This is a genomic window from Aeromonas sp. RU39B (assembly GCF_900156095.1).
In the GTDB taxonomy this organism is placed as follows: domain Bacteria; phylum Pseudomonadota; class Gammaproteobacteria; order Enterobacterales; family Aeromonadaceae; genus Aeromonas.
In genome coordinates this window covers 195,700-207,311 of record NZ_FTMJ01000006.1, presented here as the reverse complement: position 1 = coordinate 207,311, position 11,612 = coordinate 195,700, and the positions used below count along the sequence as shown (strand labels likewise).

Annotated in this window: 8 protein-coding genes; 2 read left to right on the top strand and 6 right to left on the bottom strand. The window is 57.1% G+C overall.

Annotated features, from left to right (window positions below; all coding sequences use genetic code 11):
• Nucleotides 1–517: 517 nt before the first annotated feature.
• Nucleotides 518–1,963 (top strand): PTS glucose transporter subunit IIBC, encoded by a 1,446-nt coding sequence (gene ptsG, locus BW958_RS10880; protein ID WP_076575757.1) that lies wholly within the window; start codon nt 518–520, stop codon nt 1,961–1,963.
• A gap of 124 nt (nt 1,964–2,087) precedes the next feature.
• Here ptsG and BW958_RS10875 read toward each other — a convergent pair whose 3' ends face one another.
• The 6 genes from BW958_RS10875 to map all read right to left on the bottom strand — a co-directional run bounded on the left by BW958_RS10875 (nt 2,088) and on the right by map (nt 10,470).
• Nucleotides 2,088–2,480, bottom strand: coding sequence for a DUF3461 family protein (locus BW958_RS10875; RefSeq protein WP_076575756.1), 393 nt, complete (start codon nt 2,478–2,480; stop codon nt 2,088–2,090).
• Between the two features lie 120 nt (nt 2,481–2,600).
• Complete coding sequence (gene dapD, locus BW958_RS10870) at nt 2,601–3,428, bottom strand: 2,3,4,5-tetrahydropyridine-2,6-dicarboxylate N-succinyltransferase (RefSeq protein WP_076575755.1); 828 nt, start codon at nt 3,426–3,428, stop codon at nt 2,601–2,603.
• Between the two features lie 131 nt (nt 3,429–3,559).
• Entirely contained in the window at nt 3,560–4,246 is a 687-nt protein-coding gene (locus BW958_RS10865; RefSeq protein WP_076575754.1) for an AcvB/VirJ family lysyl-phosphatidylglycerol hydrolase, read from the bottom strand.
• 9 nt (nt 4,247–4,255) lie between these two features.
• On the bottom strand, nt 4,256–6,802 hold the full coding sequence (mprF, locus tag BW958_RS10860; protein WP_076575753.1) for a bifunctional lysylphosphatidylglycerol flippase/synthetase MprF: 2,547 nt from the start codon (nt 6,800–6,802) through the stop codon (nt 4,256–4,258).
• A 198-nt stretch (nt 6,803–7,000) separates the two neighbouring features.
• Entirely contained in the window at nt 7,001–9,625 is a 2,625-nt protein-coding gene (glnD, locus tag BW958_RS10855) for a bifunctional uridylyltransferase/uridylyl-removing protein GlnD (protein WP_076575752.1), read from the bottom strand.
• Nucleotides 9,626–9,681: 56 nt separating this feature from the next.
• Nucleotides 9,682–10,470 carry a type I methionyl aminopeptidase gene (gene map / locus BW958_RS10850; protein ID WP_076575751.1) on the bottom strand — a complete coding sequence of 263 codons (789 nt, stop codon included), beginning with the start codon at nt 10,468–10,470 and terminating at the stop codon, nt 9,682–9,684.
• A gap of 345 nt (nt 10,471–10,815) precedes the next feature.
• Here map and rpsB point away from each other — a divergent pair, with 345 nt between their 5' ends.
• A complete protein-coding gene (gene rpsB / locus BW958_RS10845; RefSeq protein ID WP_076575750.1) occupies nt 10,816–11,544 on the top strand; it encodes a 30S ribosomal protein S2 in 729 nt (242 codons plus the stop codon).
• The last annotated feature ends 68 nt before the right edge of the window (nt 11,545–11,612 follow it).

The following is an 11,612-nucleotide window of genomic DNA, read 5'->3' as shown; positions in this document are numbered from 1 at the left end:
CAAGGCGATGAAACTGGTGGATGAAGCTGAGCGGGCTGGCTCGACCAAGGCCAAGACCACCTTTGTCGAGGCGGTCAAGCGCAGTCAGAAATAAGGTTCGACCAGTTTGGATTCGAAAAACTCCTGCTTGCGCAGGAGTTTTTATTTTGTGCATAGTAATAGGGAAGCTTAGTTGGTTACATTGAGTTACATTTGGTAGTCATTGGAAATATAACTTCGACAAGCAAATACATTTGGTGACGATAATTAATATTTCGATCTGGTAAGGTTATTTTGGGCTTTTATGTCCATGAAAAATCAATATTTTCCTCTCCGCTCATTTCTTGTGATCTCGCCTCCAAATTTGTTTTTCCATTCACGGTTAATACAGAAAGTTATCTTCTGAACGGTTATATTTAGCCTGTCCAACAATACACGCCCAGGTCAATTCAGCCCGTAGTTATATTCATGGCCGAATATGCTGTTGTCAGGCTTCAGTTGACCCTAAGGGATTTAATCTACATCAGGAGCACACACGATGTTCAAAAATGCATTTTCCAACCTGCAAAAGGTCGGTAAATCGCTGATGTTGCCGGTGTCCGTTCTGCCCGTAGCAGGTATTCTGCTGGGTGTCGGCTCCGCCAACTTTAGCTGGTTGCCTGAGATTGTCTCTCACGTTATGGCACAGGCCGGTGGGTCTGTTTTCGGTCAAATGCCGCTGATTTTCGCAATCGGTGTGGCACTTGGCTTTACCAATAACGATGGTGTTTCTGCACTGGCTGCGGTTGTTGCCTACGGCATCATGACCAAGACCATGGCGGTCGTTGCACCGGCCATGCTGGGTCTGGACCCCGCAGTGGTTGAGGCGCAGCACTTGGCTGATACCGGTGTTCTCGGTGGTATCATCGCAGGTGCGATTGCGGCTTATATGTTCAACCGCTTCTTCCGCATCCAACTGCCGGAATACCTTGGCTTCTTCGCCGGTAAGCGCTTCGTGCCGATCGTTTCTGGTCTGGCTGCGATCTTCTTTGGCGTCGTGCTTTGCTTCATTTGGCCCCCGATTGGTACCGCTATCGGTCACTTCTCTCAATGGGCTGCCTACCAGAACCCGGCCATGGCGTTCGGTATCTATGGCGTGGTTGAGCGTGCTCTGGTTCCGTTCGGTCTGCACCACATCTGGAACGTGCCGTTCCAAATGCAAGTCGGTGAATTCACCAACGCAGCTGGCCAAGTATTCCACGGCGACATCCCGCGCTTCATCGCTGGTGACCCGACTGCCGGTAAGCTGGCTGGTGGCTTCCTGTTCAAGATGTACGGTCTGCCTGCTGCTGCTATCGCCATTTGGCACTCCGCTAAGCCGGAAAACCGTGCCAAGGTTGGTGGTATCATGATCTCCGCCGCCCTGACCTCGTTCCTGACCGGTATCACCGAGCCGATCGAGTTCTCCTTCCTGTTCGTGGCTCCGATCCTGTATGCGATCCACGCAGTTCTGGCTGGTGCAGCGTTCGTTATCTGTATCCTGCTGAACATGAGTGCCGGTACCAGCTTCTCGCACGGTCTGATCGACTTCCTGGTGCTGAGCGTACTGGGTAACAAGGGTAGCAACCTGGTCCTGTTCCCGCTGGTAGGTCTGGTTTACGCCGCCATCTACTACTCCATCTTCCGCGTTGTTATCAAGGCCATGGATCTGAAGACCCCGGGTCGTGAAGAAGAGTCTGCTGATGAAGTGGTTACCGGTGGCAAGAACGAAATGGCTGCCTCTCTGGTTACCGCCTTCGGTGGTAAGGACAACATCGCCTCTCTGGACGCGTGCATCACCCGTCTGCGTGTTGGTGTGAAGGATGTTGCCAAGGTTGACCAAGCTGGTCTGAAGAAGCTGGGCGCTGCGGGTGTCGTGGTTGCCGGTACGGGTGTACAAGCCATCTTCGGTACCAAGTCTGACAACCTGAAGACTGATATGGACCAGTGGATCAAGAGCAACTGATCCTGACGGTTTCAAGTAAAAGGGAGGCTACGGCCTCCTTTTTGTTTTTGCTCTGCCTGACTAGGGCACAGACTGCATAGCAAAAAGGCGCCACATGGGCGCCTTGGTTGTCATCAAGAGTGGGTCAGAGCTTTTCCAGATCCTGCTCGATTTCCCGTATCTTGTTTTGCACCACTTTCTCAAGATGGCGCAGATCGCGCAGAATCTTCTCCTTGATATCGGCATTCTCCTGCGTGCTGGCCGGCGCCACCGGCTGGGTCAGGGCATCAAGCTCATCCACCACATACTTGAGATTGGCATTGATCTCGGTGACGTCCTTGTATTCGTGAGTCCCGGAGTCGATCAGGATGGTCTTGCGCTGGCGCGGGTACTTGAACTTGACACTCTTTGCAAAGAACTCGCCCTTCTGTTTCTTGAAGTAGATCTTCAGAATGTCGTGATTGGCTTCCTGGCGCAGGGTGTAGCTCTCAATAGTATCGGGATCCTGGATCCCGAGGCTTTTCAGATTGTCGTACATCGTTCTTCCTCGGCTGAACAAAGCTCTTGCAGTCTATATTAATCCAGCTGCGCTGGGCAGCCTGTGATCATCAGGTAAAAAAAAAGGCGCCAATCGGGCGCCTTTTGTAACCTGTGTCACTTATTCGTCAATCGAACGCAGCAGCGCGTTGATGCCGACCTTGGCGCGGGTCTTGGCGTCGACCTTCTTAACGATGACGGCGCAATAAAGGCTGTACTTGCCGCACTTGGAGGGCAGGGAGCCGGAAACCACTACGGAGCCAGCCGGTACGCGGCCGTAATGGATTTCGCCGGTCTCGCGATCATAGATACGGGTCGATTGGCCGATGAAGACGCCCATGGAGATGACCGAACCCTCCTCGACGATAACCCCTTCCACGACTTCGGAGCGGGCACCGATAAAGCAGTTGTCTTCGATGATGGTCGGATTGGCCTGCAGCGGCTCGAGGACGCCACCGATACCAACACCACCGGAGAGGTGGACGTTCTTGCCGATCTGGGCGCAGGAGCCCACGGTCGCCCACGTATCAACCATGGTGCCTTCGTCAACAAAAGCACCGATGTTGACATAGGAGGGCATCAGCACGGTGTTAGGGGCAATAAACGCGCCTTTACGTGCCGTTGCCGGCGGTACGACGCGCACACCGGCAGCCTTGAACTCTTCCGCGCTGTAATCGGAGAACTTGAGCGGTACCTTGTCGTAGTACTGCGCGTCATCACCCTTGATGATGGCGTTATCGTTGATACGGAAATAGAGCAGCACGGCTTTTTTCAGCCATTGATGAACCACCCACTCGCCGGCAATTTTCTCGGCAACCCGAGCCTGGCCTTTATCGAGCATCTCGATAACTTGCAGGATGGCAGCCTTGGTGGCGGCATCCACAGAGCCCGGAGTGATGGTATCGCGACGCTCAAACGCCGCTTCAATGATCTGTTGCAACTCGGTCATGACAGTTCCCTTTCATAAAATTCTGCCTGTTGTATCACACTTTTGTGGCCCTGTTCAGCCATCTTGTCGCTCTGTGGCAAAAACCTTTTCCACGCTGTCGACTGCGCGTCCATCACTGCCAAATGACTCAATTACAGATGCAACCCTTTGACTATCTGGTTGGCCAGCAGTGGATAGTCATCGACAAAATGGTGGCCACCATCGAGCGTGATGGTGCTGACATTGGGTTGAGCCAGTAGTGGGCAGAGTCTGTCGTCATCGTCGTCGTCACGTCCCTGCATGCAGAGCATCGGCACCTTGCTGATAGCGGTGACTTCGGGCTGAGTCAGATAGCGGCTGCTTTTGCTGCTGCTCACTATGTCACTGACGTGGATCTCGAAATCGGACGCCGTCGAGGGTGAGAGCATGACGGCCCCGACCAGTGACGCTTGCTGCTCGGCCGGCAGGCGATGGATGACGAAAGGGACGATCTCGGCACCAAACGAAAAGCCCACCAACAGCCACGTTTGGCGGTGCCAGCGGGCTTGGTAGCTTTCCAGCAGACGCGACAGATCCTGCGCTGCCTGGTCTGGGGTTTTGGCATGCCAGTAGTAGTGCAAAGAGCTCCATCCCACCACCGGCATCCCGCGCAGCTGCAACTCGCGGCTTAGCCCTTTGTCGAGCGCAGCCCAGCCGCCATCGCCACTTAAAAACACCACCATAGGCTGCTCAGGATGGGTTTGGGTGGGCAGCACAGTCAGCCCCAACTCTTTTTCCAGCGTGGTGGCCTGAACGGGCATCACCAGCAATGCCAACAGCAGAATAAACAGGGTTCTCATGTTCAACTCCTAGGATTTGCCTAACGCCAGCGGTCCACGACTGATTAACCCGATGAGATGGGTTAGCGTGCGTGGCAATGCCAACTTGCTGCTGCACAGCAGATAGCGTGGCTGCCACTCGGGCGCATACTTCTCCTTGTAGCGACGCAGTCCCTGAAAATTGTAAAAACGGTTGCCCCTGCGATAGAGGGTATTGCCGAGCCGGGCCCAAAAACTGCCGAGCGGCGGCGCATTCAGCCCCGACATGGGTGCCATACCGAGATTGAAATGCTGATAGCCTTGCGCCTTGCCCCACAGCAGCAGTTCGACAAACAGAAAATCCATGATGGGCCCGTGATCCACATCCGGGTGGTAGCGCATCAGGTCGACCGACAGACAGTGGAGCGATACCCCGGTCCACAGGTTGGCAAAGCCGACCAGCCGCGACTCATTGCGCTCGGTATCGGTTTTTCTGACCAGTGCCAGCGGGTTGCTGCAAAGGTAGTGCTCATCAAAAAATCCGACCGAGAATCCCTTTTCGCGGCCCTGCTTTTTCGACAGCCAGGCATCAGAGATGGTTCGCAGCATCGGCAGATAGTGCTGCACCTCGCAGGCCGGAATCACCTCAAAGCTCAGGCCATCGCGCTTACCGCGGCTGTGGCTTTGGCGCACGTTGCGCAGCTTGCCACCCGAGAGTTCAAATTGGTTCAAATCGATGATGGCCTCTTCGCCCAGCTTAAAGGGGATCAGCCCCAGCTCAAGGTAACAAGGCAGATAACGCGGCGAGGCCTGATAGATGATGGGGGTGACATCGTGAGCGTCGCACAGCTCGGCAAACTGCCAGAGTAGCTCCTCAATGGCATGGGGTTGTCCGATGGGGTCGCCCATCACAATCCAGCTGGTTCCTTCGCAGCCATACATTAAAAAAGCGTCGCCGCTTGGGTGAAACAGCAGTGATTTATCGCCCAGTTGCGCCAGTGCACCATGGATATCGCCATCGCCACTGATAAGCGAGCGTGCTCGCTGCAACTCGTCGGCGGTCGGAGGCTCGGCCGCCTGACGCAGCGGGGAGAGTAGCTGCGCCACCCCCGCCATCAACATGACCGCCATCACCGCCCCCATAGCACGCAGGCCGCGGGCGGCGCTGGCGGTCGGGGTGAAGGTGAGCCACAGCGATGGGTCATACGGCACATGGCGATAGGAAAACAGCAGCAGCCACAGTGTACCGAGCAACACGGCCCCGATCGCCAGCAGGTTGGCGGGGGTCAGCGGGGTGTGCAGCAGGCTGCCTTTACGGTGAAACAGCGCACGGCAGGGGCTGATGATGCTGAGAAACACAAAGAGAAACAGGGAGGCTTCCCAGTCCCCTTTCAACAGGGAAAAGAGCATGCCGACCGCTAGCAGCAGCTGGGCAAGGTGGAACGCTGCATCCAACCGGCGATAGAGGCCGCGAGCCAGCAATAGCAGCAAAATGCCGCTGACGCCGCCGAGCACATGGGCCAGCTCCAGCAGCGGGAGGGGCCACAGTGCCAACATGGCATCAATGCGCGAATGCAGGGTCGGCAATACGCTACTGCACAAGAGCAGGGTGCCGGCGGCAAAAGTGCCCAGGCTGATAAAGGCCGGCAGCAGGTTGCGCAGGTAACGCACGCCACTGCGCAAATGGCGATTCTGGCGTAGCTCCTCGATGGCAAGCAGGATCAGCGCCAGGGTAAACGGCACCAGATAATAGACAATACGGTAAAGCAGCAAGGCAGCCAGCAGCTGGTTAGCCTGGATGTGATGGCCCAGTAGCAGGGTCATCGCCGCCTCAAACACCCCGAGACCGCCTGGCACATGCGCCAGCACACCCAGCAGGGCGGCCAGCACGAAGGCAGAGAGTAGCATGGGATAGCTGACACTCCCCGCAGGCAGCAAGGCATAGAGCACGGCGGCTGCCGCCATCCAGTCGAGCAGGGCTACCGTCAACTGGGCTAGGCGGGCTCCTTGGCCGGGCAGCGCGTCGGCGTGACGGCCACTCCAGCGTTTGGGCCAGATAAGGTACGCCGCAACCAGCAGCAGCAGAGCCCAACCGGCAACGTCCAGCAGCTTGGCTATCCAGTGTGGCCAGAGCGGTTGCAGCCAGTCGCTCTGGCCGCCAATTAACGCCATCCCGCCGAGCGCGGCCAGCCCCAAAAAGAAGGTGGTACTGCAAAACAGGATGATGCGGGCGATAGCGCCGGTTGAGAGCCCGGCTGCCGAGTAGGCTCGGTAGCGCACCGAGGTGCCGGTCAGCAGGGCAAAGCCGAGGGTGTTGGAGAAGGTGTAAGCAACAAACGAGGTCTGCACCACCTTGAGCCAGGGCAGCCGGGCTCCGGCCAGTCGCACCGCCAGCAGATCATAAAGACACAGACAGCCATAGCTGACGAGGGTCATCAGCAGGGCGTTGAGCAACGAGCGTGGCGAGCTGCTGCCGAGGGCATGGCGTACATCCTTCCAGCGCCACTCGTGAGTCAGGTGGTAAAGCAGGGTCAGTGCCAAGCCAAGTAAGAGCAGGCTACACAGAGGGGTTATCCAGCGGCGCCAGTGATGCTTCACGCGGACCTCCTTTCCTGCTCGTGAAGCCACGGCAAACATTCCGGCCAACCTGCATGGGGGTGGGCCGGCATCGACAGAGAAACTGGGATCATGACAAGGAACCGGATTCTTATGATTGGCAGGACCCATGCTAGGTCCTGCCCGTTATCGGTTCAGTGGTGATGTGGTGACGGTATGTAACCGAATGTACAGAAGGTGTTAAGCCTCGGTCAGCTCGGCCAGTTGCTGAATTAACCGCTCTTCCAGGATCTGCTGTTGCTCTGGCGTGAGCGGCTCCCCATCAAGAGTGGTCAGGCTGAAAAAGTCCTCGACCCGCTCACCGATAGTGGTGATTTTGGCCGCATGCAGCGCCAGACCGCAGAGCTGGAATACGGCGCCGATACGGGCCAGCAAGCCGGGGGCATCAAGCGCAATCAGTTCGACCAGGGTATGGCGCACTTCGCCCTTATGCGGCAGGAAGGTGACGCGGGTTGGCACATTAAACTGACGGTGGCGGCGCGACATGGGTTTACTGCGCAGCACCAGTTTGCCGGGCGCTTGCAGGGCTTTTTCCAGCGCAGCCTTGATGGGGGGAATGCGGTTAGGGCTGACCGGTTGACCGCTTGGCTCCAGCACCATAAAGGTATCGAGCACATAGCCGCTGCGCGAGCTCATGATCTGGGCATCGTGGATGTTGAGGTTCTTTTGATCCAGCGCCGAGGCCACAGTGGCAAACAGGTTGGGCATGTCACGGCAGTAGATAAACAGCTCGCTGCCGCCACGGGTAGGCTGCTTGCCAAACAGCACCAGTGGCTGCTCGGGATGCTCGCGCTCGAGAATGTGACGGGTGTGCCAGGCAATCTGCTCCGGGCTGTGGCGCAGGAAGTAGTCTGCCTTGAAGTCGCCCCACAGGTTGTTGATGGTGAGCTCGTCGAAGTTGTCCTGAGCCAGCACCTGCTTGGCCTGACGCTGGTTCTCGCGGATCTTGAGGCGCATGTCGGGCGGGTTCTCAAGGCCCAGACGCAGCGCCTTTTGTGTGGCAAAGAACAGCTCGCGCAGCAGGGTGCCTTTCCAGTCGTTCCACAGGTTGTCGTTGGTGGCGCAGATATCGGCCACCGTCAGGCAGCAAAGCAGCTCCAGATGCAGTTCGTCGCGCACCTTCTGGGCGAAATCGGTGATCACGTCGGGATCGTAAATATCACGGCGCTGGGCGGTGACTGACATCAACAGGTGATGGCGTACCAGCCAGGCCACCAAACGGCTTTCGTAGCGATCAAACCCGTGCAGTTGGCAGAATTCGAGGGCATCGACCGCGCCCAGCTCCGAGTGATCGCCCTTGCGTCCTTTGGCTATGTCATGAAACAGGGCCGCCACATAAAGCAGCTCGGGTTTACGCAGTTGATTGAACAGCTCGTGGCAGAGCGGGTGACATTTGCGGCTCTGCGGGTCGGCAAAATAGCCAAAATGGCGGAACAGGCGATGAGTGTGTTCATCCACTGTGTAGGCATGGAACATGTCGAACTGCATCTGGCCGACAATCAGGTTCCACTGGGGCAAATAGGCCGACAGGATGCTGTATTTGTGCATCAGACTGAGCGGCAGTCCAATGCCACCCGGGTGGCGCAGCAGCGCCATAAAGAGGCGGCGGCACTCGGGAATATCTTGCAGCCAGCAGCCGAGCTTGCGGCGTGCTTCACGCAGCTGACGCAAGGTGGCGGAGTGAATGCCGGTCACCTGGCTGTGCTGTGCAATTTGATAAAACAGACGCAGGATGGCGGCCGGCTCGCGCATAAAGAGATCGGGCTCGACGGCATCAATCAGGCGACCGCGCAGCTGGAACTCGTCACTGATGCGGCGCACATCCATGGCACTGTTGCCCAGAATGGCCTCATCGAACAGCTGCAACAGCATCTCGTTGAGCTCGGCCACCCGGCGGGCGGTCTGATAAAAACGCTTCATCATCTGCTCGACCGGGGCGTTACCTTCCCCTTTAAAACCGAGCAGTTGGGCCACCGTGCGCTGGCGATCAAACAATAAGCGGTTATCGCCCTTGTTGATCACCATGTGCAGGGCAAAGCGCACCTTCCACAGAAAGTTTTGGCAATCTTCCAGCTCGCGATACTCCGCCTGATTGAGAAAACCGTGGCTGGTCATCTCGAACAGGGTGGTGGCGCCAAAGTGGCGACGGGCGACCCAGGCCAGGGTCTGGATATCACGCATGCCGCCCAAGTTGCTCTTGATATCCGGCTCAAGATTGTAGGCGGTGCCTAAAAACTGTTTATGGCGGTCTTGCTGCTCCTGGCGCTTGGCCCGAAAGAACGCCTCGCTTGACCAGAAGTGCTCCGGCGTGGTGGCAGCTTGCAGCGCAGCAAAGCCGGGATGATGGCCGGTGATATAGCGCGCTTCAATCAGGTTGGTGGCCACGGTGATATCAGCTTGCCCCTGCGCCACGCATTCAGCAACGTTGCGCACCGACTGGCCAACTTCCAGACGCAGATCCCACAAAAAGGCGATGAAATCACCGATGCGCAGCCCCAGCACTTCGTCCGGCTCATCTTCATAGAGGATCAACAGATCGATGTCGGAGTGGGGGTGCAACTCGCCACGGCCATAGCCACCCACGGCGATCAGGGTCAGACCGGGCACCTTGTGAAAGCCAAATTGCTGCCACAAGCGAGTCAGCAGGGTGTCCATAAAGCTGGCGCGGTCGGTGACCAGCGTCATGATCTCTTCACCCGCCTCGAAGCGGGTTTGCTGACGGCTCATCTCGTCAGCGAGCAGGGCCCGGTAGGCCTCGCGGTCCAGGGGTTGATCAAGCGGGGGGAGAGAGAGGGTGGCGTCCATGTTGCCTCATACGGTCGATAAAACGTCAAACCCCGGCATGGGGCCGGGGTTTGATGTTATCCGTGTTTGATGAAGCGGTCGAGGTCTTCGCCTTCACGCAAGGTGAGCACCTCGCAGCCGTCTTCCGTCACCACGATGGTGTGCTCCCACTGGGCCGAGTCACCGCCATCTTTGGTGGTCACGGTCCAGCCATCCTTGGGGTTAATCTTGCAGTGGTGCTTCTTGGTGTTGATCATCGGCTCGATGGTAAACACCATGCCGGGTTTGAGCTCGAGGCGCGCGCTGTTGCGATAGTGCAGGATCTGCGGCTCTTCGTGGAACTCGCTGCCGATACCGTGGCCACAGTAATCACGCACCACGGAGAAACCGGCCTTCTCGGCGATCGGCTGGATGATGGCGCCAATCTCGGTGATGCACATGCCGGGACGCACCGCCTTGATGGCGGCATACATGCTTTCTTGCGCCACCTTGCACAGCTGACGACGCAGCGGGGTGGTCTGGCCGATGATGAACATGGCGGAGGTGTCGCCATGATAGCCGTCCTTGATGACGGTAATATCGAGGTTGATGATGTCCCCTTCGCGCAACTTCTTGTGGTTGGGGATGCCATGGCACACCACATCGTTAATCGAGGTGCAGATGGACTTGGGGAAGCCGTGATAGTTGAGCGGAGCCGGAATAGCCTGCTGCACGTTGACGATGTGGTCGTGGCACAGGGTATTGATCTCGTCGGTGGTGACGCCAGCCTTGATATGGGGGGCGATCATCTCCAGCACCTCGGCAGCCAGACGGCCGGCGACGCGCATCTTTTCAATCTCTTCGGGTGTCTTGATCTTGACGGTCATGTCGTTTCTCTGCGGCGCCCGGGGCGCCGGGCTGACAACTGAAAATTATATGCGTTTGCAATCGAAGCGAAATTTTATCTGTAACCCCGGGTGACTTCCAGCGTGATTGTCATCACAGCGAGATAATTGGCCGCCAGACTGGCGGTAGTGAGCAGGTTTGATGGCGCCAATCCACTTCGCAATGTGGTGTTTAATTCGTGGATGTGATATAAAGCGCGCCGGACTCGGAATGCTGGGTCCATACACCCTTACTCAACAACACACACGTATCGACACATATGCCGGGGTGCCCTTTGGGTCGGCATCATGGGATACGTGGAGGCCTAACCCCATACGAGGTATAAAATGGCTAAAGTTTCTATGCGCGACATGCTGCAAGCCGGCGTTCACTTCGGTCACCAGACCCGTTACTGGAACCCGAAGATGAAGTCCTACATCTTCGGCGCTCGCAACGGTGTTCATATCGTCAACCTGGAAAAGACTGTTCCGATGTTCGACGACGCCATGAACTTCCTGAGCTCCACCGCTGCCAAGAAGGGCAAGGTACTGTTCGTTGGTACCAAGCGTGCCGCCTCTGAAGCCGTTAAAGAAGCCGCAACCCGTTGCGACCAGTTCTATGTGAACCACCGCTGGCTGGGCGGTATGCTGACCAACTGGAAGACCGTTCGTCAGTCCATCAAGCGTCTGAAGGATCTGGAAACCCAGACCCAAGACGGCACCTTCGACAAGCTGACCAAGAAAGAGGCGCTGATGCGTACTCGCGAAATGGAAAAGCTGGAGAAGAGCCTGGGCGGTATCAAGGACATGGGCGGCCTGCCGGATGCTCTGTTCGTGATCGATGCCGAGCACGAGCACATCGCCATCAAGGAAGCCAACAACCTGGGTATCCCGGTAATTTCCGTGGTTGATACCAACTCCAACCCGGACGGCGTTGATTACATCATCCCGGGTAACGACGATGCTATCCGTGCCGTACAGCTGTACCTGAACGCTGCTGCTGACACCGTACTGGAAGCTCGCGAACAGGACATCGTGGTTCAAGCCGAACAAGATGGCTTTGTTGAAGCCGAGTAATCAATAAGGTCTGCAAAGCCCTTATTAACCAAGCTGAACACATTGGTTGGCAGGGGCCCTTATGGCCC

Bases quoted from the DNA above. Each gene is read 5' to 3' on its own strand.
- ptsG (WP_076575757.1), top strand. From the start codon at position 518: ATGTTCAAAAATGCATTTTCCAACCTGCAAAAGGTCGGTAAATCGCTG.
- BW958_RS10875 (WP_076575756.1), bottom strand. From the start codon at position 2,480: ATGTACGACAATCTGAAAAGCCTCGGGATCCAGGATCCCGATACTATT.
- dapD (WP_076575755.1), bottom strand. From the start codon at position 3,428: ATGACCGAGTTGCAACAGATCATTGAAGCGGCGTTTGAGCGTCGCGAT.
- BW958_RS10865 (WP_076575754.1), bottom strand. From the start codon at position 4,246: ATGAGAACCCTGTTTATTCTGCTGTTGGCATTGCTGGTGATGCCCGTT.
- glnD (WP_076575752.1), bottom strand. From the start codon at position 9,625: ATGGACGCCACCCTCTCTCTCCCCCCGCTTGATCAACCCCTGGACCGC.
- map (WP_076575751.1), bottom strand. From the start codon at position 10,470: ATGACCGTCAAGATCAAGACACCCGAAGAGATTGAAAAGATGCGCGTC.
- rpsB (WP_076575750.1), top strand. From the start codon at position 10,816: ATGGCTAAAGTTTCTATGCGCGACATGCTGCAAGCCGGCGTTCACTTC.